The sequence below is a fragment of the Sphaerotilus microaerophilus genome (genome assembly GCF_023734135.1).
GTDB classification, from domain to species: Bacteria; Pseudomonadota; Gammaproteobacteria; order Burkholderiales; family Burkholderiaceae_C; genus Sphaerotilus; species Sphaerotilus microaerophilus.
Window position 1 is genome coordinate 510476 of record NZ_AP025730.1, and the last position, 25728, is coordinate 536203.

At 68.4% G+C, this 25728-nt stretch carries 26 protein-coding genes; 18 read left to right on the plus strand and 8 right to left on the minus strand.

The genetic code is table 11. The features are described from left to right. Positions 1-19: 19 nt before the first annotated feature. Positions 20-2440 (minus strand): penicillin acylase family protein, encoded by a 2421-nt coding sequence (locus tag NGK70_RS02335; RefSeq protein ID WP_251971779.1) that lies wholly within the window; start codon positions 2438-2440, stop codon positions 20-22. 242 nt (positions 2441-2682) lie between these two features. Here NGK70_RS02335 and NGK70_RS02340 point away from each other — a divergent pair, with 242 nt between their 5' ends. The 4 genes from NGK70_RS02340 to NGK70_RS02355 are packed head-to-tail and all read left to right on the plus strand — an operon-like array spanning position 2683 to position 7224. Then, positions 2683-3291, plus strand: a complete 609-nt coding sequence (locus NGK70_RS02340; RefSeq protein WP_251971780.1) for a 2-oxoacid:acceptor oxidoreductase family protein — start codon at positions 2683-2685, stop codon at positions 3289-3291. Then, positions 3275-4537: a pyruvate ferredoxin oxidoreductase gene (porA, locus tag NGK70_RS02345; RefSeq protein ID WP_251971781.1), complete on the plus strand. Its 1263-nt coding sequence runs from the start codon at positions 3275-3277 to the stop codon at positions 4535-4537. Before NGK70_RS02340 ends, porA begins: the two co-directional genes overlap by 17 nt. Before the next feature lie 2 nt (positions 4538-4539). Beyond that, positions 4540-5562, plus strand: a complete 1023-nt coding sequence (locus NGK70_RS02350; protein WP_251971782.1) for a thiamine pyrophosphate-dependent enzyme — start codon at positions 4540-4542, stop codon at positions 5560-5562. Further along, the gene (locus NGK70_RS02355) at positions 5563-7224 is read left to right on the plus strand and encodes an NAD(P)-binding protein (RefSeq protein WP_251971783.1); all 1662 of its coding nucleotides are present in this window, start codon (positions 5563-5565) and stop codon (positions 7222-7224) included. Between the two features lie 19 nt (positions 7225-7243). On the opposite strand, the gene NGK70_RS02360 is transcribed toward NGK70_RS02355, so the two are convergent. Both NGK70_RS02360 and NGK70_RS02365 read right to left on the minus strand, forming a co-directional pair. Further along, complete coding sequence (locus tag NGK70_RS02360; RefSeq protein WP_251971784.1) at positions 7244-7471, minus strand: hypothetical protein; 228 nt, start codon at positions 7469-7471, stop codon at positions 7244-7246. Between the two features lie 208 nt (positions 7472-7679). Beyond that, entirely contained in the window at positions 7680-8654 is a 975-nt protein-coding gene (locus NGK70_RS02365) for a LysR family transcriptional regulator (protein WP_251971785.1), read from the minus strand. Between the two features lie 406 nt (positions 8655-9060). On the opposite strand from NGK70_RS02365, the gene NGK70_RS02370 reads away from it, so the two are divergent. The 3 genes from NGK70_RS02370 to fghA all read left to right on the plus strand — a co-directional run bounded on the left by NGK70_RS02370 (position 9061) and on the right by fghA (position 12441). Beyond that, positions 9061-10218 carry a carbohydrate porin gene (locus tag NGK70_RS02370; RefSeq protein ID WP_251971786.1) on the plus strand — a complete coding sequence of 386 codons (1158 nt, stop codon included), beginning with the start codon at positions 9061-9063 and terminating at the stop codon, positions 10216-10218. Positions 10219-10433: 215 nt separating this feature from the next. Then, positions 10434-11561 (plus strand): S-(hydroxymethyl)glutathione dehydrogenase/class III alcohol dehydrogenase, encoded by a 1128-nt coding sequence (locus NGK70_RS02375; RefSeq protein ID WP_251973653.1) that lies wholly within the window; start codon positions 10434-10436, stop codon positions 11559-11561. A 31-nt stretch (positions 11562-11592) separates the two neighbouring features. Further along, positions 11593-12441 carry an S-formylglutathione hydrolase gene (gene fghA / locus NGK70_RS02380; protein ID WP_251971787.1) on the plus strand — a complete coding sequence of 283 codons (849 nt, stop codon included), beginning with the start codon at positions 11593-11595 and terminating at the stop codon, positions 12439-12441. A 19-nt stretch (positions 12442-12460) separates the two neighbouring features. Here the strand turns inward: fghA and NGK70_RS02385 are convergent, their stop codons facing one another. Both NGK70_RS02385 and NGK70_RS02390 read right to left on the minus strand, forming a co-directional pair. Next, entirely contained in the window at positions 12461-13984 is a 1524-nt protein-coding gene (locus NGK70_RS02385) for a CoA-acylating methylmalonate-semialdehyde dehydrogenase (protein ID WP_251971788.1), read from the minus strand. Between the two features lie 142 nt (positions 13985-14126). Beyond that, a complete protein-coding gene (locus NGK70_RS02390; protein WP_251971789.1) occupies positions 14127-15788 on the minus strand; it encodes a GMC family oxidoreductase in 1662 nt (553 codons plus the stop codon). Positions 15789-15936: 148 nt separating this feature from the next. Between NGK70_RS02390 and ppdK the strand changes: the two genes are divergently transcribed. From ppdK to NGK70_RS02410, 4 genes are all read left to right on the plus strand, one after another. After that, complete coding sequence (gene ppdK / locus NGK70_RS02395; RefSeq protein ID WP_251971790.1) at positions 15937-18666, plus strand: pyruvate, phosphate dikinase; 2730 nt, start codon at positions 15937-15939, stop codon at positions 18664-18666. A gap of 74 nt (positions 18667-18740) precedes the next feature. Continuing rightward, positions 18741-18935, plus strand: coding sequence for a helix-turn-helix domain-containing transcriptional regulator (locus NGK70_RS02400; protein ID WP_251971791.1), 195 nt, complete (start codon positions 18741-18743; stop codon positions 18933-18935). A gap of 45 nt (positions 18936-18980) precedes the next feature. Next, complete coding sequence (locus tag NGK70_RS02405) at positions 18981-19265, plus strand: BrnA antitoxin family protein (RefSeq protein WP_251971792.1); 285 nt, start codon at positions 18981-18983, stop codon at positions 19263-19265. A gap of 143 nt (positions 19266-19408) precedes the next feature. Further along, the gene (locus tag NGK70_RS02410) at positions 19409-19891 is read left to right on the plus strand and encodes a zinc-ribbon domain-containing protein (protein WP_256490739.1); all 483 of its coding nucleotides are present in this window, start codon (positions 19409-19411) and stop codon (positions 19889-19891) included. Here NGK70_RS02410 and NGK70_RS02415 read toward each other — a convergent pair. Further along, on the minus strand, positions 19879-20868 hold the full coding sequence (locus tag NGK70_RS02415) for an IS630 family transposase (protein WP_251973654.1): 990 nt from the start codon (positions 20866-20868) through the stop codon (positions 19879-19881). The genes NGK70_RS02410 and NGK70_RS02415 overlap by 13 nt on opposite strands. A 192-nt stretch (positions 20869-21060) precedes the next feature. Between NGK70_RS02415 and NGK70_RS02420 the strand changes: the two genes are divergently transcribed. Beyond that, the gene (locus tag NGK70_RS02420) at positions 21061-21456 is read left to right on the plus strand and encodes a hypothetical protein (RefSeq protein ID WP_251971794.1); all 396 of its coding nucleotides are present in this window, start codon (positions 21061-21063) and stop codon (positions 21454-21456) included. Between the two features lie 60 nt (positions 21457-21516). On the opposite strand, the gene NGK70_RS02425 is transcribed toward NGK70_RS02420, so the two are convergent. Then, a complete protein-coding gene (locus NGK70_RS02425) occupies positions 21517-21789 on the minus strand; it encodes a BrnA antitoxin family protein (RefSeq protein WP_251971795.1) in 273 nt (90 codons plus the stop codon). Beyond that, positions 21749-21946, minus strand: a complete 198-nt coding sequence (locus tag NGK70_RS02430; protein WP_251973655.1) for a BrnT family toxin — start codon at positions 21944-21946, stop codon at positions 21749-21751. Before NGK70_RS02430 ends, NGK70_RS02425 begins: the two co-directional genes overlap by 41 nt. 41 nt (positions 21947-21987) lie before the next feature. Between NGK70_RS02430 and NGK70_RS02435 the strand changes: the two genes are divergently transcribed. From NGK70_RS02435 to NGK70_RS02460, 6 genes are all read left to right on the plus strand, one after another. Beyond that, a complete protein-coding gene (locus NGK70_RS02435; protein ID WP_251971796.1) occupies positions 21988-22290 on the plus strand; it encodes a hypothetical protein in 303 nt (100 codons plus the stop codon). After that, on the plus strand, positions 22290-22694 hold the full coding sequence (locus tag NGK70_RS02440) for a type II toxin-antitoxin system VapC family toxin (RefSeq protein ID WP_251971797.1): 405 nt from the start codon (positions 22290-22292) through the stop codon (positions 22692-22694). Before NGK70_RS02435 ends, NGK70_RS02440 begins: the two co-directional genes overlap by 1 nt. Before the next feature lie 44 nt (positions 22695-22738). After that, positions 22739-23404, plus strand: coding sequence for an HAD family hydrolase (locus tag NGK70_RS02445; RefSeq protein ID WP_251971798.1), 666 nt, complete (start codon positions 22739-22741; stop codon positions 23402-23404). Positions 23405-23490: 86 nt separating this feature from the next. Then, on the plus strand, positions 23491-24165 hold the full coding sequence (locus NGK70_RS02450) for a hypothetical protein (protein WP_251971799.1): 675 nt from the start codon (positions 23491-23493) through the stop codon (positions 24163-24165). 54 nt (positions 24166-24219) lie between these two features. After that, positions 24220-25215: a toll/interleukin-1 receptor domain-containing protein gene (locus NGK70_RS02455; RefSeq protein ID WP_251971800.1), complete on the plus strand. Its 996-nt coding sequence runs from the start codon at positions 24220-24222 to the stop codon at positions 25213-25215. 56 nt (positions 25216-25271) lie between these two features. After that, positions 25272-25697: a hypothetical protein gene (locus tag NGK70_RS02460; protein ID WP_251971801.1), complete on the plus strand. Its 426-nt coding sequence runs from the start codon at positions 25272-25274 to the stop codon at positions 25695-25697. The last annotated feature ends 31 nt before the right edge of the window (positions 25698-25728 follow it).

The following is a 25728-nucleotide window of genomic DNA, read 5'->3' on the forward strand; positions in this document are numbered from 1 at the left end:
CGAGCCTAGCGCGCCAGCCTCAATCGCGCACGAGCCGCTTCACTGCCCCCACGCGCTGCCTGGCCACGTCCTCGGCGTGGAAGGGCAGCGTGGGCCATTGCTTGGCGGCAAAGGTCTTCAGCTGGTCGAAGGCAAAGGGCGAGTCGGGTTGCGAGGCTTGGCCGTAGGCCAGGATGGCCTGCGCCACCGGCCCGCGCGCGTCGAAAGTCACGGTCTGGAGGTAGCTGGAGCCGTAGTTCACGTCGTAGCCGGACTTTGGCAGAGTCGGCACGCCCTGGGTCTCGACCTTGTTGAGCACGCCCTCGAACTCGTCGCCGCCATGCACCGGCACGTTGCCGCCGCCGTTGGCCGCGTTCATGCGCTTGAACTGCACCTGCGCCAGCGGCGCGTCCAGTGCAAAGCCGGCAGCGCGCACGGTGGCCACGGCTTTGTCGAGCGCCTCGAAGACCTTGGCGCGCACGGCAGCGTCGTCCAGCTTCAGGCCGGCGGGCGTGCGCACCGCGTCGGCGGGGTTGAAGGGCACACGCCAGACACCGGCGATGTCCTTGGCCTGGCGCCACCATTCGCGGAAGAGGTGGGCACCGCGCGACTCGGGGTTGTTGCGGCGGTCCCAGCCCTTCAGCGCGGCGCAGCCGTCGCGGCTCGCGTCGCTGAGCGGGCCGGCCGAGCCATTGGCACAGCCAGCGAGCAGGTCGTCCAGCACGATCCGCGCGGCGTGGTTGCGGTTCAGGAATAGCATGGCCTGCACCTCGGCCGGGCCGACCTTGCCGTCCGGCGCGATCCCGTCACGTGCGGCCAGGCGCTCGCCGATCTCCAGGATGCCGGCGCGGGTGCGCAGCCGCTGCGGCGTGCCCACCGGGCCGACCATCGGCGAGATGCCCGCCAGCGGGGTGGCCGGGTTGCTGAGCCAGAAGCTGTCGTTGGAGTTCTGCACCCAGTCGCGGCGCTGGACGATCGGCATGCGCTCGATGGGCGTCAGACCCGGCACGGGCGAGGTGGGGTCGCGGCGCCAGCTGCAGTCGCTGCGCGAGCCGTCCAGCACCGGCAGGCCGGCGGCGCGGAAGAGGGCGGCCGCCGGCTTCGAGGGCGCGCAGCGCTCCAGCTGGGCGGCATCGACGTCGGGCACCACGCTGACGTCGGCGACCATGGCGTCGCCGTGGCGGTCGGCCGCGACGGTGTTCACCCAGGGGATGCCGAGCTTGGCCAGCCCGGCGCGGAGGTCCGCCAGGTTCTTCGCGCGGTTGAAGGCCAGCCAGCTGTCGCCGTAGCGCATGTTCAGCGTGTTGGCGTCCTGGATGGCATAGGCCTGCGTCGCGGTCCAGTTCAGCCCGGCGCGCGGCATCACCAGCACCGGGCCCCAGCGGGTCACCCAGACGGTGTGCTCGCGCGTGCTCAGGCTGCCGTCGGCGGCCCGCACCTCGTAGCGCACCGTGCGCGGCGTCATCGCCTCGCTCTGGCCGTCGACCAGGTAGGCGCGCGGGTTGCCGGGCGCCAGCTTCAGTTCATGCAGGGTGAAGCGCTTGCCGGTCGAGACGGTGTGGGTCCAGGCCACGTCGCGGTTGAAGCCGATCTGCACCAGGCCGCCGTGGCCGATGGCCGCGCCCATCACGTCCAGCTCGCCGGGGATGGTCAGGTGCATCTGCCAGAAGCGGTTGATGCCATACCAGGGGAAGTGCGGGTTGCCCAGCAGCACCCCGGCGCCGTTGCGGGTCACCTCGGCGCCAAAGGCCCAGCCATTGGAGCCGATCGGCGGGTCGAGCACCACCTCCTCGCGCAGCGCGGCGGTGGCGTCCGCCAGGCTCACCGGAGCCGGCAGGGCGGCGCCCGCCTGGGGCGGCTGGGCAGCGACCACCGCGTCGGCCAGCGCCGCGACGCCGGCCTGCACCATCGACAGCTCGTTGAGCCGCAGGTAGTCGGCCAGCGTCATCGGCCGCAGCCAGGGCTGGGCGGCGCAGGGGGCCGGGAGCTGGCTGGCCTGATCGCGCAGGAAGCGGTTCCAGCCGGCCACATAGCCGCGCGCCAGCGCCTGCGTGTCGGCACTGGCGGCCACGAAGGCCCGGGCCAGCGCGGCGTCGTCCATGTGGGCGCGCACAAAGGTGTCGATCAGCGCGTTGGGCAGCGGGCGCAGGCCGAACAGCCCGCGGGCCTCGGCGCCGAACCAGCGCGAGCGCTCGCCGCGGACGGTGATGAGCTGGTTGGCGGTCTGGCAGGCGTTGTCCTCGGCATGGGCATAGGCCACGCCGTAGGCCAGCGACTCGAGGTTGGCCGCCTCAATGTGCGCCACGCCGTGGGCGCTGCGCTGGATCTGAACGCTGCGGGCGTCGAGTCCGCCGGCGCCGCCCGGTGTGGTGCAGGCGGCCAGCAGGGCGGCACTGAGCAGTGCGGCGATCGCTGCGGCCGATGTCGGGTGCCGCTGCACCATGAGGCGGGGAAGGGTCACGGGCGTCTCCGGTCTGGTTGTGTCCCGACTTGTAAGGTCCGCCACAGGCCCCGGCAATCCGGGTGTACCGGGGGCGCCTGTCACCCAGGCGTCATCGGGTGGTCCAGCGGGCGATCTGTCGGGAGCCAGTCGGGGTCGGGCGCGGGCTTGACGCGCCTCAAGACCGGCTGGCGCGCCGAGTCGAACAATGCCGGGTTCCAGGCCACCGCGCCTGGCGGCAACCACAACGAGGAGCAAGGCCGATGCTGCAGATCCGGATCCATGGGCGGGGCGGGCAGGGGGTGGTCACCGCCGCCGAGTTGCTGTCGGTCGCTGCCTTCGAGCAGGGCCGTCACGCCCAAGCCTTCCCGAGCTTCGGCTCCGAGCGCACCGGCGCGCCGGTGGTGGCCTTCTGCCGCATCGACGACCGCGAGATCCGCCTGCGCGAGCCCATCCTGGCGCCCGACGTGCTGATCGTGCAGGACCCGACGCTGCTGCACCAGGTGGACGTCTTCCAGGGCCTGAAGCCCGATGGCTACGTGCTGATCAACAGCCGCCGCAGCTTCGATGCGCTCGGCCTGGGCGAGGTGGCCAAGCAGTTCCGCCACGAGCGGCTGACCACCGTGCCTGCCACCGAGATCGCGCTCAAGCACCTGGGCCGCCCGCTGCCCAACGCGGTGCTGCTGGGCGGCTTTGCCGCGCTGTCCGGCCTGGTGTCGCTGGACGCGGTGGCCCATGCCATCAGCGACCGGTTCAGCGGCAAGGTGGCCGAGGGCAACATCGCCGCGGCCAGCGAGGCCTTCGAGTTCGTGCGCCAGGAATTGGAGGAATTGGCGGAAATGCAGGAGGCGGCCCATGCTCAAGCAGATTGAGGGTTCACAGGCGGTGGCGCAGACGGTGGCGCTGAGCCGCCCGGAGGTGATCTGCGCCTACCCGATCTCGCCGCAGACGCACATCGTCGAGGGCCTGGGCGAGCTGGTGAAGAGCGGCGCCCTGGCGCCCTGCGAGTTCATCAACGTGGAGAGCGAGTTCGCCGCGATGAGCGTGGCCATCGGCAGCTCGGCGGCCGGCGCGCGCACCTACACCGCCACCGCCAGCCAGGGCCTGCTGTTCATGGCCGAGGCGGTCTACAACGCCAGCGGCCTGGGCCTGCCGATCGTGATGACGGTGGCCAACCGCGCGATCGGTGCGCCCATCAACATCTGGAACGACCACAGCGACAGCATGAGCCAGCGCGACTGCGGCTGGATCCAGCTCTTCGCGGCGCACAACCAGGAAGCGGCGGACCTGCACATCCAGGCCTTCAAGCTGGCCGAGGAGTTGTCCATGCCGGTGATGGTCTGCATGGACGGCTTCATCCTCACCCACGCGGTGGAGCGGGTGGACATCCCGGCGCAGAACGAGGTGGACGCCTTCCTGCCGCCCTACGAGCCGCGCCAGGTGCTGGACGTGAACGAGCCGGTGTCGATCGGCGCGATGGTTGGTCCGGAGGCCTTCATGGAGGTGCGCTACCTCGCGCACGCCAAGCAGCTGATGGCCCTCGACCGGATCCCGCAGATCGCCGCCGAGTTTGCCGAGCGCTTCGGGCGCACCACCGGCGGGCTGGTGCGCGGTTACCGCTGCCAGGATGCCGACACCATCGTGGTCGCGCTGGGCTCGGTGATCGGCACGCTCAAGGACACCGTGGACGAGCTGCGCGGCCCCGCCGATGACGGCCCGCGCATCGGCGTGCTGGGCATCCACAGCTTCCGGCCCTTCCCGCTGGCGGCGGTGCGTGCGGCGCTGGAGCAGGCCAAGCGCGTCGTGGTGCTGGAGAAGAGCTTCTCGGTCGGCCTGGGTGGCGTCGTCTCCACCGACGTGCGCCTGGCGCTGTCGGGTCTGGGGCTGCAGGGCTACACCGTGATTGCCGGGCTGGGTGGGCGGGCCATCACCAAGGCCTCGCTGGCGCGCATGCTGCGCGAGGCGGTGGCCGACCGCCTGCCCCCGCTGACCTTCCTGGACCTGGACGAGCGCATCGTCAAGCGCCAGCTCGAGCGCGAGGCTGCCACCCGCCGCAGCGGCCCGATCGCCGAGAACCTGCTGCGCGACCTGGGCACCGTGGCCTCGAAGGTGAGCTGACCATGCATCAACCCGTCAAGTTCTATCAGACCGGCACCTTCACCGTCGGCAACCGCCTGCTCGCGCCCGAGCAGCGCAGCGTGCAGGCCAGCACCGAGCGCAGCAACTCGCTCAACTCCGGCCACCGCGCCTGCCAGGGCTGCGGCGAGGCGCTGGGCGCGCGCTACGCGGTCGATGCCGCCATGCGGGCCACCGGCAACCAGCTCATCGCCGCCAACGCCACCGGCTGCCTGGAGGTGTTCTCCACGCCGTACCCGGAGACCAGCTGGCAGCTGCCCTGGATCCACTCGCTGTTCGGCAACGCCGCCGCGGTGGGCACCGGCATCGCCGCGGCGCTGAAGGTCAAGGCCATCAAGGCGGGCGCCGAGCACAGCCCTGTGCGCGTGATCGCCCAGGGCGGCGACGGCGGCACCACCGACATCGGCTTCGGCTGCCTGAGCGGGATGTTCGAGCGCAACGATGACGTGCTCTACCTCTGCTACGACAACGAGGCCTACATGAACACGGGGGTGCAGCGCAGCAGCGCCACGCCGCCGGCCGCCCGCACCGCCACCACGATGGCCGTGGGCGCGCACCCGGGCGCCGAATTCGGCCAGGGCAAGAACCTGCCGCTGATCGCGATGGCGCACGAGATTCCCTACGTCGCCACCGCCACCGTGGCCGACCTGCGCGACCTGGAGGCCAAGGTGGAGAAGGCCATGTCGATCCACGGCGCGCGCTACCTGCACATCCTGGTGCCCTGCCCGCTCGGTTGGGGTGCGGCCAGCCACGACACCATCCGCCTGGCGCGCCTGGCCCGCGAAACCGGCATCTTCCCGGTCTTCGAGGCCGAGCACGGCGAGGTGACGGCGGTGACCAAGATCCGCCGCCACGTGCCGGTGGAGGAGTACCTGCGGCCGCAGAAGCGCTTTGCGCACCTGTTCAGCGGCAACGGGCATCCCGAGACGATTGCCCGCATCCAGGCCGACGCGGACCGGAACATCCGCCGCTTCAAGCTGCTCGACGAAGCGCAACAGGAGGCCTGAATGGAAAAGCCCTTTGCCATCACGCTGGACCCCGGCTCCTCGCTGGCCAACAAGACCGGCACCTGGCGCACGATGCGTCCGGTCTACCGCGACCACCTGCCGCCCTGCAACGCCCAGTGCCCGGCGGGCGAGGACATCCAGGGCTGGCTCTACCCGGCCGAGAGCGGCGACTACGAGGCCGCCTGGCGCCACCTGACGCGCGACAACCCCTTCCCGGCCATCATGGGCCGCGTCTGCTACCACTCCTGCGAAGGCGCCTGCAACCGCGGCAAGCTCGACGCCGCGGTGGGCATCAACTCGGTGGAGCGCTTCCTGGGCGACGAGGCGCTCAAGCGCGGCTGGCGCTTCGAGCCGCCGGCGGCCGAGCTGCTGGCGCGCGGCAAGCACGTCCTGGTGGTCGGCGCTGGCCCCTCGGGCATGTCCGCCGCCTACCACCTGCGGCGTCTCGGCCATGCGGTCACGGTGCTGGAAGCCGGCCCGGCCGCGGGCGGCATGATGCGCTTCGGCATCCCCAAGTACCGCCTGCCGCGTGACGTGCTGGACGCCGAGATGGCGCGCATCGTCGCGATGGGCGTGACGCTGAAGCTCGACACCAAGGTCTTCGACCTGGCGCAGACCATGAAGGACGGCGGCTATGACGCGGCCTTCCTGGCGGTGGGCGCGCACATCGCCAAGCGCACCTTCATCCCCGCCAAGGACGGCTCGCGCATCCTCGACGCCGTTTCGCTGCTGCGCAGCATGGAGGGTGCCGATACGCCCGAAACCCGGCCCATGCTCGGCCGCCGCGTGGTGGTCTACGGCGGTGGCAACACGGCCATCGACGTCGCCCGCACCGCCAAGCGCCTGGGCGCCACCGAGGCCATCATCGTCTACCGCCGCACCCGCGAGAAGATGCCCGCGCACGACTTCGAGGTCGAGGAGGCGCTGGAAGAAGGCGTGATGGTCAAGTGGCTCTCCACCATCAAGCAGGCCGGCAACCAGCTCGGCGAAACCGCGCTGACGATCGAGAAGATGGCGCTGGACGCCCACGGCAACCCGCAGCCGACCGGCGAGTACGAGACGCTGGAGGCCGATTCGCTCGTGCTGGCGCTGGGCCAGGACGTCGACCTCTCGCTGCTCGACGGCGTGCCCGGCCTGGAGCGCAAGGACGGCGTCGTGCAGGTCGACCCGGTGACGATGATGACCGGCCATCCCGGCCTCTTCGCCGGTGGCGACATGGTGCCGGCCTCGCGCAACGTCACAGTGGCCGTCGGCCACGGCAAGAAGGCCGCCCGGCATATCGACGCATGGCTGAACGGCCGAGCCGCCGGGGCTGCGCCCAAGCACCCGGGCGCCACCTTCGAGCGCCTCAACCCCTGGTACTACAGCGACGCGCCCAAGACCCTGCGCCCGCAGCTCGACCTGGCGCGCCGCACCAGCAGCTTCGACGAGGTGCAGGGCGGCCTGACCGAGGCCAACGCCCTGTTCGAGGCGCGCCGCTGCCTGAGCTGCGGCAACTGCTTCGAGTGCGACAACTGCTACGGCGTGTGCCCCGACAACGCCGTCATCAAGCTCGGCCCCGGGAAGCGCTTCGAGATCAACTACGACTACTGCAAGGGCTGCGGCATCTGCGCCGCCGAGTGCCCCTGCGGCGCGATCGAGATGGTGGCCGAAGAGGTGTAGGGCGGCCGGGCGGCGGCGTTCACTGCCGACGGATGCCTTCCTCCAGCACGAAGAACTGCGGTCCGACGGCTGCCATCGGACCGCGCAGCTTCTCCACCTCTGCCGCGGGCGCATGGACCTCCAGCCGGAGGATCCGCGAGATTTTCAGCGCCTCGCCGAGCAGTTCGCCGACGTTCTGCAGGTGTGCCAGCATGGCCTCCGCGTTTTCGTAACCCTCCCGGCAGTGCGCGGTGTGGCCGCTGACCATTCTGCTCCGCGAGACGATTTCTGCGACCTGGGGTTAGATCCGGGGTTGGGGCATCAGGCCTGGGCGCGCCGGGACGGCCAGGGCACCGCCGCGTTCGCCGACGATGCCGGCCGACCCGGCACCATCGGCTGCGAGCGGCCCCCACATGGCCGAGCCTCAGTCCCGAGTGGCGATGTGGGGGTGAGTGGTCGAATGTCGGGTGGCAGGGTCACGCCCCGAACCCGCCCGCCAGCCCGGCGCGCAGGTGCGTCACCAGGGCCTGCACCGAGCTGGGCACCAGCGCGCTGTAGGGTCGGATGGCCCAGAGGTGTTCGCCGAAAGCGCCCAGCGCCTGCCACTCGGCCAGCACGCGCACGAGCTGGCCGGCGCGCAGGGCCGCCTGGGCGGTGAAGTCCGGCAGCAGGGCGATGCCCAGCCCGGCCAGCGCGGCATCGCGCAGCGCCTCGCTGTTGTTGGCCGACAGCGGTCCGCTCACCGCCACCGCCACCTCGGCGGCATCGTGGCCGTCGGCCGTGTCCACCAGCGGGGCGCCTGCCGGGTCGCCCGTGGGGGGGCGGAAGCGCCACACCGCCGGCTCGCCCGGGCGCGGGTAGTGCAGGCAGGGGTGGGCCGCCAGCTCGGAGGGCCGCGTGGGCGTGCCGGCCTGCGCGAGGTAGTCGGGGGAGGCGAGCAGCCAGGACTCGGTGCGCGTGAGCGGCCAGGCGACGTGGGTTTCAGGCGGGCGCTCGCAGTGGCGGATGGCGAGGTCGAAGCCCTCCTGCGCCATTGACGCCAGGTGGTCCGACAGCTGCAGTTCCACCCGCACCTGCGGGTGCGCCCGCAGGAAGGCCGGCAGCAGCGGCACCACGTGCTGGCGCCCCAGGGCGACCGGCGCGGTGACGCGGATCAGCCCGCGCGGCGCATCGGCCAGGTTGCGCACCGACTCGAAGCCGCGCTCGATCTGCGCGAAGGCGCCGCGGCTGGCTTCCGCCAGCTGCACGCCCGCATCGGTGAGGCGCACGCTGCGGGTGGTGCGCCTCACCAGCGGCACGCCAGCGGCGTGTTCCAGCTCGCTGATGCGCTGGCTCATGGCCGCCTTGCTCACCCCCAGCCGGCGCGCGGCGGCGGTGTAGCTGCCCAGGTCGCCCAGCACCGTCAGCCAGTGCACATGGGCCCAGAGGGATTCGATGCGGCGCAGGTCCACGGTGGGCGGTGAGTCGGCGAGTCGGTGGCGCCGCAGTGTAGGGCGCTATTTCCCCGAGGGGCACCGTCGCCACCGGCTCCCTCGGTGCGTTGACACCGTCGCGTAACCGCAACGCTCCAGTGTGGGACGAAGCTGACAGCGAACCGCCTCTTCCCAGGAGAAAACGCGTTCCATGTCGTTTCCGTATTGGAAATCGCCTGTAACCTTAACTTGGTATTAACCCTTGATTACTTTTCATGAAGATTAAATGAGTATTCAATGACAACGCGTGGACATCGGGCAACAGAGGTTGGGCGCTGTCGCTCCAGGTTCACGCGGCTCACCTCATGACGATTCCACGCGATGTCCCATCGCCACCGTCCGGCAGGCGGCTCACTGCCAAAACGATCCCCCCTAGGAGACAAGCATGACCCAGAAGATCAAGACGGCGCTGCAACTGACCGCAGTCGCCACCCTGCTCGCCGCCGGCTCGGCGGCCCAGGCTGTCGATTTCGGCGGCTACTTCCGTGGCGGCCCGCAGACGCAGTCCAAGAACGAGAAGGCGCGTGAGTGCTACGGCCTGGGCGGCGTGAAGTACCGCCTCGGCAACGAGTGCGACATCGGCGGCGAATTCATGTTCAGCCAGGGCTTCAAGACCGACGGGATTGATTCCCGTGCCAACCTGATGATCGACAGCTGGAGCGACGGCGCCACGCCCAACTCCACCAACAAGACCGGCATCGCGATCCTGAGCGGCGAGTTCACCGGCTTCGACATCGCCCCCAGCGCGACCTTCTTCGCCGGCAAGGTGCGTGAGCGCCGCGGCGACGTGCACATCATCGACACCTTCTTCACCGACATGTCCGGTGTCGGTGCCGGCTTCAAGGGCCTGTCGCTGGGTGGCGCCAAGCTGGGCGTGGGCTTCTACCGCGCCGACACCAGCGCCAACCAGGCCGGCAGCCGCTTCAACGTCGAAGTCCAGGACATCGCCCTGGGCGGTGACAACAAGCTGGGCCTGATCGGCACCTTCGTCAGCGGCAAGGACACCACCGGCGGTGAGAACGGCTCGGCCTTCAGCGTCAAGTTCGACTCCAAGTTCGCCGGCCTGTCCAACACCGTGTGGGCCCAGTACGCCACCGGCTCGGCTGGTCTGAACTCCAACTTCGGCAACATTGCCGACGGCTCGGCCGCCAAGCGCTGGCGCCTGGTGGAGACGATCAACGGCCAGTCCGGCGCCCTGGGTGGCCAAGCCGTCGTGCTGTTCGGCAGCGCCAAGGACAACGCGGGCGTCAAGACCGACACCGCCAGCGTCGGTGGCCGCCTGTCCTATGGCGTGACGAAGAACTTCAAGCTGGTCGGCGAAGCGGGCTTCACCCGCACCAAGACCGACGGCGCCGCCGCGGCCAACCTGACCAAGGTCACCATCGCCCCGACGCTGTCCACCGGCCCGGACTTCTGGACCCGTCCGGAACTGCGCTTCTACGTCACCAGCGCCAAGTGGAACGACGCCGCCAAGAGCAGCGTCGGCATCACCGACAAGACCAGCGGCACCAGCTACGGTGCCCAGGTCGAATGGTGGTTCTGATCGTCCAGCGGCGGGTCGGCTGACCCGCCCACGGGCTGATCCGTCATCGATGAGGTTCACGGGGCGCTGCGGCGCCCCTTTTTCATGCCTGACGAAGGTGAGGCCGTGGTCGACCTGGTGCCGGCCTGACCTTACATTCGACGCTCTTGCCGCTGTGCGCGGTACCGGCACAGCCCTCCCCACTGCCTTTCCACGCCCCCCTCGAAAGGACCATGATGGACGTCCGCGCCGCCGTTGCGCTTGCCGCTGGCAAGCCGCTTGAAGTCACCACCGTGCAGCTCGAAGGCCCCCGCCTGGGCGAGGTGCTGGTCGAGATCAAGGCCACCGGCATCTGCCACACCGACGCCTACACGCTCTCCGGCGCCGACCCGGAGGGCCTCTTCCCCGCCATCCTCGGGCATGAGGGCGCCGGCGTGGTGGTCGACGTGGGACTGGGCGTGACCACGCTGAAGAAGGGCGACCACGTCATTCCGCTGTACACGCCGGAGTGCCGCGGCTGCCCCTCCTGCCTGTCGCGCAAGACCAACCTCTGCACGGCGATCCGCGGCACCCAGGGCCAGGGCCTGATGCCCGACGGCAGCTCGCGCTTCTCGCTCGAAGGCCGCAAGCTGCACCACTACATGGGCTGCTCGACCTTCGCGAACTACACCGTGCTGCCCGAGATCGCGCTGGCCAAGATCCGCGAGGATGCACCCTTCGACAAGGTCTGCTACATCGGCTGCGGCGTCACCACCGGCATCGGCGCGGTGCTGAACACGGCCAAGGTCGAGATCCGCTCCACGGCCATCGTCTTCGGGCTCGGCGGCATCGGCCTGAACGTCATCCAGGGGCTGCGGCTGGCCGGCGCCGACATGATCATCGGCGTGGACCTCAACGACGCCAAGAAGGCCTGGGGCGAGCGCTTCGGCATGACGCACTTCGTCAACCCGAAGGACGTGGGCGGCGACCTGGTGCCCTACCTGGTCAACCTGACCAAGCGCGGGGCCGACCAGATCGGCGGCGCGGATTACACCTTCGACTGCACCGGCAACACCACCGTGATGCGCCAGGCGCTGGAGTGCGCCCACCGCGGCTGGGGCGAGTCCATCGTCATCGGCGTGGCCGAGGCGGGCAAGGAGATCTCCACCCGGCCGTTCCAGCTCGTCACCGGGCGGGTCTGGAAGGGCTCGGCCTTTGGCGGCGCGCGCGGGCGCACCGACGTGCCCAAGATCGTCGACTGGTACATGGAGGGCAAGATCGAGATCGACCCGATGATCACGCACACGCTCACGCTCGACCAGATCAACCACGGCTTCGACCTGATGCACCACGGCGAGAGCATCCGCAGCGTGGTGGTGTACTGAGCGGCACGCCGGCAGACCGAGGAGCAGCACGATGATCGAAACCCTCGAACGCCACCGCTGCTTCGGCGGCGAGCTGGCCTTCCACGCCCACGACTCCAGCGAGACCGGCACGCGCATGCGCTTCGGCAGCTTCGTGCCGGAGGCGGCGGCGACCCGGCCGTTGCCGGTGGTCTACTGCCTCGCGGGGCTGACCTGCACGCAGGAGACCTTCCTGATCAAGGCCGGCGCGCTGCGCGTGGCCGCCCGGCTGGGCCTGATCCTGGTGGCCTGCGACACCAGCCCGCGCGGCCTGGGGCTGCCCGGCGAGGACAGCGACTGGGACTTCGGCGCCGGCGCCGGCTTCTACCTGGACGCCACCCAGGCGCCCTGGGCCGGCCACTACCGCATGGGCAGCTACGTGGACCGCGAGCTGCCGGCGCTGGTCGAGCGGCACCTGCCGGCGCGCAGCGACGTGCGCGGCATCCTCGGCCACTCGATGGGCGGCCACGGCGCGCTGGTGCTGGCGCAGCGCGCGCCCGAGCGCTGGACCTCGGTGTCGGCCTTCGCGCCGATCAGCCACCCCAGCGAGGTGCCCTGGGGCCGCAAGGCCTTCACGAACTACCTCGGCCCCGACCCCGCCGCCTGGGCCGAGTGGGACGCCAGCGTCCTGATGCGGCGTCGCGCCTTCCCGCGCCCGATCCTGGTGCACCAGGGCATGGCGGATCAGTTCCTGGCCGCGCAGTTGCAGCCGCAGGCGCTCGAAGCGGCGGCAGCGGCCTCCGGCCAGGTGCTGGAACTGCACCGCTGCGAGGGCTACGACCACTCGTACTGGTTCATCCAGAGCTACATCGAGGCGCAGCTGGAGCACCACGCGCGGCAGTTGGCCATCGCTCCACTCTGACGTCAGCCGCTACGGGGGGCTATTTCGCCGTCGGCATCACGAACTCGGCACCCTTGGCGGTGCTTTCCGGCCAGCGCTGCATCACGCTCTTCTGCTTCGTATAGAAGCGCACGCCCTCCTCGCCGTAGGCGTGCATGTCGCCGAAGAGGCTCTTCTTCCAGCCGCCGAAGCCGTGCCAGGCCATCGGCACCGGGATGGGCACGTTGATGCCGACCATGCCGACCTGGATCTGGCGGGCGAACTCGCGCGCCACGTTGCCGTCGCGGGTGTAGCAGGCCACGCCGTTGCCGAACTCGTGGGCGTTGACCAGCTCCACCGCCTCGGCAAAGGTCTTGACGCGCACGCAGCTGAGCACCGGGCCGAAGATCTCCTCTTTGTAGATGCGCATGGCGGGCGTGACGCGGTCGAACAGCGTGCCGCCGGTGAAGAAGCCGCCTTCGAAGCCAGGCACGCTGTAGCCGCGGCCGTCGACCACCAGCTCCGCGCCCTCGGCCACGCCGGTGGCGATGTAGCCCTCGATGCGGTCGCGCGCAGCGGCGGTGACGATCGGGCCCATCTCGGCGTCCAGCTCCATGCCGTTCTTGATCTTGAGCTGGCGGGCGCGCTCGGCCACCTTGGGGACGATCACGTCGGCGATCTCGTCGCCCACGAACAGCGCCACCGAGATCGCCATGCAGCGCTCGCCGGCCGAGCCGTAGGCGGCGCCGATCAGCGCGTCCACGGTCTGCTCGACGTCGGCGTCGGGCAGCACGACCATGTGGTTCTTCGCGCCGCCCAGGGCCTGCACGCGCTTGCCGTGGTGCGCGCCGGTCTCGTAGATGTAGTTGGCGATGGGGGTGCTGCCGACGAAGCTCACCGCCTTCACGTCCGGGTGCGCCAGCAGCGTGTCCACCGCCAGCTTGTCGCCCTGCACCACGTTGAACACGCCGTCGGGCAGGCCGGCCTGCTTGAGCAGCTCGGCCATGAAGAGGCTGGGCGAGGGGTCGCGCTCGCTGGGCTTGAGGATGAAGCTGTTGCCGCAGGCAATGGCCACCGGGAACATCCACATCGGGACCATGCAAGGGAAGTTGAAGGGCGTGATGCCCGCCACCACACCCAGCGCCTGGCGCATCGTCCAGTTGTCGATGCCGGTGGAGACCTGCTCGGTGTAGTCCCCCTTGAGCAGCTGCGGGATGCCGCAGGCGAACTCGACGATGTCGATGCCGCGCATCACCTCGCCCTGCGCGTCGGTGAAGACCTTGCCGTGCTCGGCGGTGATCATCGCGGCCAGCTCGTCGCGGTGCTCGTTGAGCAGCGCCAGGAAGGCGTTGAGCACCCGTGCGCGGCGGATCGGCGGCGTGGCGGCCCAGCCCGGGAAGGCGGCCTGCGCGCTGGCCACCGCGGCGTTCACGTCCGCCGCCTCGGCCAGCAGCACGCGCCGCGGCGCCTCGCCGGTGGTGGGGTTGAACACCGGCTGGCTGCGCTGGCTCACCCCGGCGCTGCGTTCGCCCTGGATGTAGTGGACGACGTCGGCGGTGGCGGTGAAGGGCTGGGGTGCGGGCATGGCGGTCTCCGGTCAGGGGCGCGGTCCCGCCGGGCGCGGCGGGGGTTGCCCTGCAGTCTAGGAAGCCGTCGGGCGCTGCGCCAGGGGGCTTCGGCGCGAATCACTGTTCACCGTGGCGAACAATCCTGCGCGGCCAAGGCACTCACGCCTTGGCGGCAGCCAGGATCCAGGCCGCCGCCTTCTCGGCGATCATCAGCGTCGGGCTGTTGGTGTTGCCGCTGGTGATGGTGGGCATCACCCCGGCGTCCACCACGCGCAGGCCGGTCACGCCGCGCACGCGCAGCTGCGGGTCGACCACCGCCATCGGGTCGGCGTTCGGGCCTTCGGTGATGCCCATCTTCGTCGTGCCCACCGGGTGGAAGATGGTGGTGGCGATGTCGCCGGCCAGGCGGGCCAGGTCCTCGTCACTCTGGTACTGCGTGCCGGGCTTGAACTCCTGCGGTGCGAAGGGCGCCAGCGCCGGCTGGCCGACGATGCGCCGCGTCAGCCGCAGGGACTGCGCGGCGATGCGCCGGTCCTCCTCGGTGCTGAGGTAGTGGGGCGCGATCGCCGGGGAGTCCTCGAAGCGCGGCGAGCGGATCATCACCGAGCCGCGGCTGGTCGGGTTGAGGTTGCAGACGCTGGCGGTGAAGGCGTCGAAGCCGTGCAGCGGCTCGCCGAAGGCGTCCAGGCTGAGCGGCTGCACGTGGTACTCCAGGTCCGGCCAGGCCTTGTCGGGCGAGCTGCGCGTAAAGGCGCCGAGCTGCGAGGGCGCCATGCTCATCGGCCCGCTGCGCTTGAGGGCGTACTCCAGCGCGATGCGGGCCTTGCCCCACAGGCTGTTGGACAGGGTGTTGAGCGTGCGCGTGCCCCGCACCTGGTAGACGGCGCGGATCTGCAGGTGGTCCTGCAGGTTGGCGCCCACGCCGGGCAGGTCCACCACCGGCTCGATGCCCAGCGACTGCAGGTGCGCCGCCGGCCCGATGCCGGAGAGCTGCAGCAGCTGCACCGAGCCGATGCTGCCGGCGCTGAGGATGACCTCGCCGCTGCCCGGTGCGATGCGCGCGGTCTCCATGCCGTGGCCGGTCCAGACCTGCACACCCACGCAGCGCGGCCGACCGTCGCCGCTGGGGGGGTCCGGCTCGAACAGCAGCTTGCTGGCCTGGCCGACCGTCCACATCTCGAAGTTGGGCCGGCCGTAGCAGGTGGGCCGCAGGAAGGCCTTGGCCGCGTTCCAGCGCCAGCCGCTTTTCTGGTTGACCTCGAAGTAGCCCACGCCCTCGTTGCTGCCGCGGTTGAAGTCGCTGGTGGCAGGGATGCCGGCCTGCTCGGCCGCCGTTGCGAAGGCATCCAGGATGTCCCAGCGCAGCCGTTGCCGCTCGATGCGCCATTCCCCGCCGGCGCCGTGGAGGTCATTGGCGCCCAGGTAGTGGTCCTCGTGCTGCTTGAACACCGGCAGCACCCGGTCCCAGCGCCAGCTGTCCTCACCGGTGAGGGCAGCCCACTGGTCGTAGTCGCGCGACTGGCCGCGCATGTAGATCATGCCGTTGATGCTGGAGCAGCCGCCCAGCGTCTTGCCGCGCGGGTAGCGCAGCCGGCGGCCGTTCAGCCCGGCGTCCGGCTCGGTCTGGTAGAGCCAGTCGGTGCGCGGGTTGCCGATGCAGTAGAGGTAGCCCACCGGGATGTGGATCCAGTGGTAGTCGTCCCGCCCGCCGGCCTCGATGAGCAGCACCCGCTTGGTCGGGTCGGCCGAGAGCCGGTTGGCCAGCAGGCAGCCGGCGGTGCCGCCGCCGATGATGATGTGGTCGAAGGTCGGCGTGGACATGCTGGGTGGGCGCTGGGATCGTGTCGGTGCGCTCCACTGTAGCCGCCCGGTGGCAGATTCGGCCCCGCTTGATGCCAAGCAAGGCGCCGCACAAGGGCGAGGCAGAAGCTTATCAATTGTCGTGACCCCTTGATCAGGAGACAGAAAAATGCCCGCCCCCTACGTCTACCGCTTCGGCTCGCAGCGCACCGACGGCGCTGCCGCGATGAAGAACCTGCTTGGCGGCAAGGGCGCCAACCTGGCCGAGATGTGCCGCCTGGCCATCCCCGTGCCGCCCGGCTTCACGATCAGCACGGAGGCCTGCACGGCCTACACGCAGCAGGGGCGCGACGCGCTGCTGGCGATGATCGACGCCGAGGTGCGCGAGGGCGTGGCCGCCGTCGAGGCCGAGATGGGCAAGCGCTTCGGCAATGCGGCCGACCCGCTGCTGCTGTCGGTGCGCTCAGGTGCGCGCGCCTCAATGCCGGGGATGATGGACACCATTCTCAACCTGGGCCTGAACGACGAGGCCGTGGCCGGCCTGGCCGCGCGCAGCGGCAACGAGCGCTTTGCCTGGGACAGCTATCGCCGCTTCATCCAGATGTACGGCGACGTGGTGATGGGGCTCAAGCCCACCTCCAAGGAAGAGCACGATCCTTTCGAGGTGGTGATCGATGCGCTGAAGACGCAGCGCGGCGTCAAGCTCGACACCGAACTGGACGCGGCCGACCTGCAGCAGCTGGTGCAGCGCTTCAAGTCGCTGATCCATTCGCGCCTCGGACGCGACTTCCCCACCGACCCCTGGGAACAGCTCTGGGGCGCGGTGCTGGCGGTGTTCGAGAGCTGGAACAACGAGCGCGCCCGCGTCTACCGCGAACTCAACGACATCCCCGAGTCCTGGGGCACGGCGGTGAACGTGCAGGCGATGGTGTTCGGCAACCTGGGGGACAGCAGCGCCACCGGCGTGGCCTTCACCCGCGACGCCGGCACCGGCGAGGACCTGTTCAATGGCGAGTTCCTCGTCAACGCCCAGGGCGAGGACGTGGTGGCCGGCATCCGCACGCCGCAGCAGATCACGCTGGAGGGTTCGCGCCGCTGGGCCGAGCTGGCGCTGGTGGGCGAGGACGAGCGCCGCGCCACCTACCCCTCGCTCGAAGAGCTGATGCCCGGCCTCTACCAGGAGCTGCTGGCCGCTGAGACCACGCTGGAGAACCACTTCCACGACATGCAGGACCTGGAGTTCACCATCCAGGAGGGCAAGCTCTGGATGCTGCAGACCCGCAACGGCAAGCGCACCGGCGCGGCGATGGTGCGCATCGCCATGGAAATGCTGGCCCAGGGCATGATCGACGAGCGCACCGCGCTGCTGCGCGTGACGCCCGACCGGCTCAACGACCTTCTGCACCCGGTCTTCGACACCCAGGCGCTGAAGGACGCCGTGCCGATTGCCCGCGGCCTGCCCGCCTCTCCGGGCGCGGCCACCGGGCAGATCGTCTTCCACGCCGACGAGGCCGAGGCCTGGTCCAAGGGCGAAAAAGGCAGCGGCAAGGCCGTGATCCTGGTGCGCCAGGAGACCTCCCCCGAAGACCTGCGCGGCATGAGCGTCGCCCAGGGCATCCTCACCGCGCGTGGCGGCATGACCAGCCACGCCGCGGTGGTGGCGCGTGGCATGGGCAAGTGCTGCGTCAGCGGCGCCGGCGCGGTGCACGTGGACCCGAAGGCGCGCACCATGACCGTCGGCAGCGTGACTTGGCATGAGGGCGACTGGATCTCCCTGAACGGCTCGACCGGCGAGGTCTTCGACGGCCGCATCGCCACCAAGGACGCCGAGCTGAGCGGCGACTTCGGCAAGCTGATGGCGCTGGCCGACCGCTACAAGCGCCTGGACGTGCGCGCCAACGCCGATACCCCCACCGACGCCACCGTGGCCCGGCGCCTGGGCGCCACCGGCATCGGCCTGTGCCGCACCGAGCACATGTTCTTCCAGGGCGAGCGCATCCAGGCGGTGCGCGAGATGATCCTGGCCGACGACGAGGCCGGCCGCCGCCGCGCGCTGGCCAAGCTGCTGCCGATGCAGCGCGGCGACTTCGAGGGCCTGTTCCGCGCCATGGACGGCCTGCCCGTCACCATCCGCCTGCTCGACCCGCCGCTGCACGAATTCGTCCCGCACGACGACGCCGGCCAGCAGGCCATGGCGCAGCAGATGCGCGTGCCGGTGGCCAAGATCAAGCGCCGCGTCGAGGAACTGCACGAGTTCAACCCCATGCTCGGCCACCGCGGCTGCCGCCTGGGCATCACCTACCCCGAGATCACCGAGATGCAGGCCCGCGCCGTCTTCGAGGCCGCGCTGAACGTGCAGGCCGAAGGCCTGAAACCCTTCCCCGAGGTGATGATTCCACTGGTGGGCAGTGTGCGCGAGTTCAACCCGCAGGCCGCCATCGTCCGCAAGACCGCCGAGGCCGTGTTTGCCGAACGCGGCGCCAAGGTGCATTACCTGGTCGGCACGATGATCGAAACCCCCCGCGCCGCGCTGGTGGCCGACAGCATCGGCAGTCAGGCCGAGTTCTTCTCCTTCGGCACCAACGACCTGACGCAGATGACGATGGGTTTCTCCCGAGACGACGCCGGCAGCTTCCTGCCGGAATACGTCAAGAAGGGCATCTACGAGCAGGACCCCTTCCGCTCCATCGACCAGAAGGGCGTCGGCCAGCTGGTGGAACTGGCCGCCCAAAAGGGCCGCTCCGTCCGCCCGGACATCGAACTCGGCGTCTGCGGCGAACACGGCGGCGACCCGGCCTCGATCGGCTTCTTCCACAAAGCCGGTCTGGACTATGTCAGCTGCTCGCCGTTCCGGGTGCCAATCGCCCGGCTGGCGGCGGCGCAGGCGGCGGTGGGGTGAGGGGATAGAACCCCCGGAAGAGGGTTGCCGGGCGTCGCATGGCCTGCGATGCTTGGCCAACTGAAGTGGGTGCCATGAATCCGAAGGCTGCCGTGGAGTTGGGGCTGTTGCCCTATGACAGTGCCGACTACCTGCGAGACGAGGAAGACATTGCAGCCTACCTGCAGGTCGCGATGACCGAGGGTGCCGGAGACCCTGCTGTCTTGGTTCAAGCTCAGGCCGTGGCAGTTCGGGCTCGAATCCGACTCCAGCAAGAGAGTCAAGAGTGACGGTGTTGCGACCTATCGTCGAACCTACAGCGCAGGACGATCACCATGAATGAGACGAAGATCACGTCGCTTACTCGCGCTGAACTGGCGTCCGCGAGGGCCGCCGGTCAGAGTCGCACAGCGGTGGCACAGGTTCAGGCTTCACCACCTTACGTGTGGGATGGCATCGATGAGGACGATCGTCCCCTCGGTCGCGAGGAGATGCAGGCTGGTATCGAAGCGGCCGCCCCGCGTCGCAGAGGCCGCCCGGGCGACGGCGAGAAGGAATCCACCACCATCCACCTCGATCGCGACATCCTGAACACATTCCGCGCCGAGGGGCCTGGATGACAGATACGCACATGCGACACTGCGGTAATGGGGTTGGTGGGATGGGCTATTGGAAGAGAAGGGTCGCAGCAAAGGGAAAACTTGACTCTTTCCCTCTGCCCCTCCATAAATGAGAGCAAGGCTAGTTGCGTCGAGGTTAGCGAATGGCAATCATTAAATGCTGGGAATGCAATAAGGACGTGTCAGACAAAGCCTCTACATGCCCTTCCTGTGGTGCTCCAATTAAATTGGATCTGGCGGCCAAGGAGAATTTGCCCGTCGTTAAGAAGAAGCGGGGATCATTCTGGCTTCTGCTCTTGGCGGGGTTGTTCTTGCTTTTCCTGTACACCAAGCGAACAATGAATCCGCCGCCTGAAAGTCCGCCTACTAGAGAAATAAGTCGCTATTCGATGAGCAAATCCGACTTGAATCAACTCAAGTCAGAGTTGCCGTCAGATATTTTAATTGACGAAAATGCAGATATTGATCCAAGGATAAATAAAGTCGTTGCCGATGCAGTTGTAACTATTGCAAGGACGAAGGGCTACAAGTGCGAATCAATTTCATTTCTTTCCCCTGGACTTGGGAATAGCTACAGGCTTACCTGTAATACTAAGACAGAAAATAATTTAATTCACAAAATGTAGGGGCAATCTGGATGGCGAAAAAATCCTGAAACCAGAGCAGGCAGATCTTGTAGTCGCAGTAGCGCCCGCTCGATCAAACTGCGCAGGCTGGCTTTGTCTGTCGGCTTTTGCTTTGATACTCGCTCCTTGACGTTCTTCCAGACCTGCTCGTCAGGGTTGAGTTGTGGAGAGTATGGCGGCAGGTAGTGGAGTCGAAGCAGTCCATCGGTTGAATTGACATATTCTTGAACAATTCCGGCTTTGTGAATACTGTGACCATCGACGACGAGAATGACCTTCTGAGTCCGGTCGGTCATCAATTGGCGCAGGAACTTCACGAAGACCTCGGCCGTTGTGCGTCCCTCGTGGAGCATGAAATGCAGTTGTCCATTGGCACTGACCGCAGAAATCATCTGCACCGACACACGCTTGCCCGTCGAGCGCACCACAGGTGTTTGTCCCTGGGGTGCCCACGTGGTACCGGCGTGGTAGTCCGAGCGCATGCCAGCCTCGTCAGCGAACAGGATCTGTGCACCCAGCACCTTGGCGGTGGCCTGGAGCTGCGGCCAGTCAGACGCCCACCATTGCGACACCAGCACGGGGTCTTGTTCATAGGCGCGATGCACCGGACGCTGCGTAGTGAAGCCCAGCAGGCGCATCGCCTTGCTCAGCGTAGGCAGGCTCAATTTCATGCCGAACTGGCGCTCGATGAGTGCGCCAATCATGGAAAGTGTCCACAGCCCGAACTCGAACTTCAGTTGGTCGGGCGTGTTGTCACGAACCGTATCGGCAATCCACCGAAGTTGCTCTTCATTGAGTTTGAGCGGGCGCCCGGCTCCGCTTTTGGCTGCCAGCGCATTTTGCCCGCCCTCACTGAAGGCGGCGACCCATTTGTAGACGGCACGACTCGTCACGCCGAACAAACGCGCCACATCCGCCGCAGCAAACCCTTCCCGCATCATCTTGACACCCTGCATTCGATTCCACTGCTGCTCCATTCGGCGCGAGGTAAAAACAGGACGGGGAGGCAGTTTGTGCTTCATGGTGCATATTATATATGAACACAAACTCAATTAGAACTAAATTTCTTTATTTCTTAGTAACAACCTGTATGCATATCATTTGGAAGATAAGGGTGCGGGCTGGACCATAAGGCCAGACTAGATCTTCGTTGAAACTGGTGCTTTGAAATGAGAATCACGGAAGAACAAATTCAAGAGGCAAAGAAGTCATTCGACAGTGCTGGCCGAGGGCATTATGAGCACGATGACTGTATTCGAATTGCGTATGAGTGGCTGGATGCTCAAAAGAAGACAAAGCATCCAAGAAATAAGCCGCTCTCGTTGAAGCAGCTGATTGCTTCCTGGGGTGGCAGGTATGTTTCAAGGGGTGATATAGAGATTGCTGCAATTTTGCATCCAGAGGTATTGGGGAATTATCCGTTCTATAACATCAGCTCAAGGCTGACAGAGCCATCGACAACGAGACTTTCGTCAATAGTCTCTGCCTTTACTCAGCACCAAAGAGAGTTTCACTCACCTGGTGACTACTCTATCCACGAAAAGAACGGTGACCGAGGAAATTAGTGGGCCGCTGTTGCTGGCCGTGCGACGTGCTGCGCCATGGTCAAATCTTGCCTTTTGCCATCACCCCGGCGAATGCGTCTTCAACCAATCCTTCAACGCCGCATCGATGCGCGTCTGCCGGCCCGCACCGGTGGCCTTGAAGGCGTCTATCACTTCGGGGGACAGGCGGATCGTGGTGACCTGCTTGCTCGGCATGCCGGTCGGCGGACGGCCGCGTCGTATCAGCTTGCTGCCCTGAAACTCGTCGGCGCGTGCGAAGAGGTCGTCCGACAGCTCAGGGGCGTCATCGGGGTCAACCCAGTCGGTGGGTGTAGCGGGCTTGTTCCCGTTCATCGGCTTTCCTCATGCTGATGATGCCGCGTGCGTCGCCGCGGGGCGTCCAGACCAGCAGCACCATGCGTCCGTCCAGCGGGCCGACAGTGATGAAGCGCTCTTCGATGCCTAGCAAGCGAATCGTGGTGCCAAGGCGCGCACAGAATGCACACTGCAGGGCATCATCGAATGCCTGATCGCTGGTCCGGGAAATACCCCATGCTCACCGTCCACGCCACCCTGCTGCCCAACGGGCAAGTTCAATTGCCACCAGGTCTGGCCAAGGCACGACCGGTGCCGGTGCTGGTGACCATCCTGGAACCGGTGAACGACGCGGCGCAGACGCCGGAACCCGGTCACGTCGCGCTGGGCGCAAGCCCAGAGGCAGTCTCGGCCCGGGGCAGCATCGCCAACCTGATGGCGTTGCTCGCGTCCCCCCCCTTCCAGGCGCTGCCCAAGGCCGACCCTCAGGAGCTGGAGGCGCGCATCCAGGCGTTGCGCAACGACTGGAACGACGACTGATGCGCCGTGCCTATCTCGACGCCTGCCTGCTGATCTATCTGGTAGAGGGCGGACATCCGCCGGCACTGGCTGCTCGGCAATGGGTGGCTCGGCAGAGCAATGTGCAACTGTGCGTCTCGCCCCTGGTGAGGCTGGAGGCTCTGGTCAAGCCGCTGCGCAGCGGTGATGCGCCTCTCGTCCAGGCCTATGAGCAGGCCCTGGCCGGGCAGCTGTGGCTGCCGATGGACGATGCCGTCTTTGGGCGCGCCTTGATCCTGCGTGCCGAGCAGGGCCTGAAGACGCCGGACGCACTGCATCTGGCCACGGCACTGCAGAACGGCTGCACCGAGTTCTGGACCAACGACAACCGGCTCAGGTCCGCCGCCGGCGCCATGGCAGTGAACGTGTTTGAACCTGCTGTCTGATCACCGAAACCGACCCGACAGACCGAATGCCCCACCTCGAACGTATGCCTGATCTCACCCCCATCCGCGCCATCCTCTTCGACATGGACGGCCTGCTGCTCGACAGCGAGCGGGTCGCCTACGCCATTGGCCGCGAAACCAGTGAGCACCTCGGCCTGCCCTGGAGCCACGAGGTGGCGATGGCGATGGTGGGGCTGAACTCGAAGGACGGCTACCGGGTGGTCTGCGAGGCCTTCGGGGCCGACTTTCCGGTGGCTGCGCACATGGCGGAGTTCGGGCGGCGCTATGAGGCGGCGATCGACGCGGGGCGCTTCGACCTCAAGCCGGGTGTGCACGAGTTGTTCGACCTGCTCGATGCGCGCGGCCTGAAGCGCGCGGTGGCCACGTCCACGCGGCGCAGCCGGGCGATCGCGAAGTTGGACGGCGTGGGCGTGTGGCCCCGGCTGCAGGGGCTGGTCGGCGGGGATGAGGTGGCGCGTGGCAAGCCGGCGCCGGACATCTACCTGGCCGCGGCGCAGCTGCTGGACGTGCCGATCACCGACTGCCTGGTGCTGGAGGATTCCAACACCGGCGTGCGCGGCGGCCTGGCATCGGGCGCGCGGGTGATCATGGTGCCGGATCTGCTGGCGCCGGCCGACGATGTGCGGGCCAGCGGCGTGTCCGTGGTGGCGAGTCTGTTCGGGGTGATCGAGGCGCTGGGGGCGCTGTGAGCCGCCGCCCGCGGGAAAGCCCCCGATCGGAAAATGCCGGATCAGGCGCATAACCTGAGGCTCTTGTCACGGATCAGGAGTTCCCCATGCGCCGTACTGCCCTTGCCCTCGTGCCCGTCGTGGCCGCCGCGCTGGTGGTGGCCTGTGCCAGCACACCAGCCACCGGCCCGATGAGCTTCTTCGTCACCAGTGCCGGGCCCGGCAAGGGGGGGGATCTGGGGGGGCTGACCGGGGCGGACCGGCATTGCCAGGCGCTGGCTTCGGCGGCGGGGGCTGGCAGCCGGACATGGCGGGCCTACCTGAGCACCAGCCCGACCTTCGCGACGCAGACCGCGCCAGCGGTGCCCTCGGTCAACGCGCGTGACCGCATCGGCCAGGGCCCGTGGTTCAACGCCAAGGGCGAGTTGATCGCGCGGGACCTGGCCCACCTGCACAACGGCAACCACCTCAGCAAGACCACGGCGCTGGATGAGATGGGCCGCTCCGTCACCGGGCGCGGCGATGCGGTGAACAACCACGACATCCTGACCGGCTCGCGCGTGGACGGCACGGCCTTTGCCCCCCAGACCGACACCACCTGCGGCAACTGGACCAAGAGCGGCGAGGGCGCGGCGATCGTCGGCCATCACGACCGCATCGGCCCGCTGCCGGAGAACTGGGCGACGTCCTGGAACTTCTCTCACCCGACGGTGGGCTGCAGCACGGAGGCGCTGCGGCGCACGGGCGGAGCGGGTCTCTTCTACTGCTTCGCGGCGGACTGATCCACCTGCGCGGCGTTGTTGGCGTGGCCGGCCTGTACGGCCAAGGAGACGTCCATGGGTGCGATCTTCATCAGCTACCGTCGCGAGGATGCCGAGGGCCATGCGGGCCGCCTGTTCGAGGACCTGCGCGAGGTGTTTGGCGCCGACTCGGTCTTCATGGACGTGGTGGGCATCGAGCCGGGGGTCGACTTCCGCAAGACCATCGACGCCAAGGTGACGAGCTGCTCGGTGCTGCTGGCCCTGATGGGCCGGCAGTGGCTTGACCTCAAGGGGCCCGACGGCCGGCGCCGGCTGGACGATGCCGGTGATTTCGTGCGGCTGGAGACGGCGGCGGCGCTGCGGCGCGACATCCCGGTGGTCCCGGTGCTGGTGCAGGGCGCGAAGATGCCCTCGGAGGTGCAGCTGCCGGACGACCTGAAGGACCTGGCCTTCCGCAACGGCGTGGAGCTCACCCACGCGCGCTGGGAGAGTGACGTGCAGCTGCTGGTGGCCGCGCTCGCAAAGCACGTTCAGCCGCTGTCGAAGGGGGGGGCGGCACCCCTGGGGTTGGCGCAGCTGCCGACCCCGGCGCCCGCCGTGGCAGCGCCGCCCGCGCCAGCTCCCCCGGGCGCCGGTGGCCAGGGGCGGACCTGGAAGATCGCGGGCGGTGTGGCGGCGGCCGTCCTGGTGGCGGCCGTCATCGCGGCGCAGTCGGGGGGTGAGGCGGTTGTCGCGCCCGATTCATCGGGTCAGCCAGCCGCCGCGGCGTCATTGGCGACCTATCCGGCGGTTTCCGCCATCACCCGGGTGGTGTATGGCGATGCGCAGGGCCAGGTCCTGGGGGCGTTCAAGCCGTCACCCCGTGCCGAAGGGGTCTGGCAGGAGACGGCTTCAACGAGCCGGAAAGTCATTTTCGAGTTCAGCGAGGCCGGCCGCAGCGCCGACGAGGTGCGCCTGTACGACCGTTCGCGCGACGTGCACATCCGCCTGGACCTGGCGGGCCAGCGCGTGATGTACGCGCAGGGCCAGGAGCCCGAGGCGCTGCTCTACCGGATCGTCGAGGTGCAGTGAGCACAGCGGCCCGCGGCGCCGACCGGGCTCCCGGGGGCGCCCGGTAACATCCAAGCGTGACTTTCGCCCACCCCGCCCCCACCGCTCGCCGTGCGCACCTGCCGCGCGGCTGGGCGCTGGCCTGGCTCCTGGCGCTGTTGCTGGCACAGCAGGTGCTGCTGCTGCACCCGCTGTCGCACCTGCCGGCGCTGCAGAATCTGGCGGGCCAGCCCGGCGGGCCTGCGCAGGTTCGCGTCGCCACCTCGCTGCCCAGCACGCCGGCGGGGCTTGAGCCCGGCGGTGGCATCGACCGTGCGGATGCCGCCTGCCTGATCTGCCTCGCCGCGGCCGGGTTGGCGGCGGCGCCGCCCGCGGCGGACATGGCGTTGCCGCGCGCACTGGCCGCAACCAGCTGGCTGCCCACCCGGGCAGAGCCGGCCGTGTCGGCGGCGCGCCGCTTCCGCCTGGCCCGGGGGCCACCGGCCCGGCTGCAAAGGGCCTGAAGCCGCTCCAGCGTGCTTCGCGTGGCCTGAT

Coding starts and splice junctions, on each gene's coding strand:
- NGK70_RS02340 (WP_251971780.1), top strand. CDS start 2,683: ATGCTGCAGATCCGGATCCATGGGCGGGGCGGGCAGGGGGTGGTCACC.
- porA (WP_251971781.1), top strand. CDS start 3,275: ATGCTCAAGCAGATTGAGGGTTCACAGGCGGTGGCGCAGACGGTGGCG.
- NGK70_RS02350 (WP_251971782.1), top strand. CDS start 4,540: ATGCATCAACCCGTCAAGTTCTATCAGACCGGCACCTTCACCGTCGGC.
- NGK70_RS02355 (WP_251971783.1), top strand. CDS start 5,563: ATGGAAAAGCCCTTTGCCATCACGCTGGACCCCGGCTCCTCGCTGGCC.
- NGK70_RS02360 (WP_251971784.1), bottom strand. CDS start 7,471: ATGGTCAGCGGCCACACCGCGCACTGCCGGGAGGGTTACGAAAACGCG.
- NGK70_RS02370 (WP_251971786.1), top strand. CDS start 9,061: ATGACCCAGAAGATCAAGACGGCGCTGCAACTGACCGCAGTCGCCACC.
- NGK70_RS02375 (WP_251973653.1), top strand. CDS start 10,434: ATGGACGTCCGCGCCGCCGTTGCGCTTGCCGCTGGCAAGCCGCTTGAA.
- fghA (WP_251971787.1), top strand. CDS start 11,593: ATGATCGAAACCCTCGAACGCCACCGCTGCTTCGGCGGCGAGCTGGCC.
- NGK70_RS02385 (WP_251971788.1), bottom strand. CDS start 13,984: ATGCCCGCACCCCAGCCCTTCACCGCCACCGCCGACGTCGTCCACTAC.
- NGK70_RS02390 (WP_251971789.1), bottom strand. CDS start 15,788: ATGTCCACGCCGACCTTCGACCACATCATCATCGGCGGCGGCACCGCC.
- ppdK (WP_251971790.1), top strand. CDS start 15,937: ATGCCCGCCCCCTACGTCTACCGCTTCGGCTCGCAGCGCACCGACGGC.
- NGK70_RS02400 (WP_251971791.1), top strand. CDS start 18,741: ATGAATCCGAAGGCTGCCGTGGAGTTGGGGCTGTTGCCCTATGACAGT.
- NGK70_RS02405 (WP_251971792.1), top strand. CDS start 18,981: ATGAATGAGACGAAGATCACGTCGCTTACTCGCGCTGAACTGGCGTCC.
- NGK70_RS02410 (WP_256490739.1), top strand. CDS start 19,409: ATGGCAATCATTAAATGCTGGGAATGCAATAAGGACGTGTCAGACAAA.
- NGK70_RS02415 (WP_251973654.1), bottom strand. CDS start 20,868: ATGGAGCAGCAGTGGAATCGAATGCAGGGTGTCAAGATGATGCGGGAA.
- NGK70_RS02420 (WP_251971794.1), top strand. CDS start 21,061: ATGAGAATCACGGAAGAACAAATTCAAGAGGCAAAGAAGTCATTCGAC.
- NGK70_RS02425 (WP_251971795.1), bottom strand. CDS start 21,789: ATGAACGGGAACAAGCCCGCTACACCCACCGACTGGGTTGACCCCGAT.
- NGK70_RS02435 (WP_251971796.1), top strand. CDS start 21,988: ATGCTCACCGTCCACGCCACCCTGCTGCCCAACGGGCAAGTTCAATTG.
- NGK70_RS02440 (WP_251971797.1), top strand. CDS start 22,290: ATGCGCCGTGCCTATCTCGACGCCTGCCTGCTGATCTATCTGGTAGAG.
- NGK70_RS02445 (WP_251971798.1), top strand. CDS start 22,739: ATGCCTGATCTCACCCCCATCCGCGCCATCCTCTTCGACATGGACGGC.
- NGK70_RS02450 (WP_251971799.1), top strand. CDS start 23,491: ATGCGCCGTACTGCCCTTGCCCTCGTGCCCGTCGTGGCCGCCGCGCTG.
- NGK70_RS02455 (WP_251971800.1), top strand. CDS start 24,220: ATGGGTGCGATCTTCATCAGCTACCGTCGCGAGGATGCCGAGGGCCAT.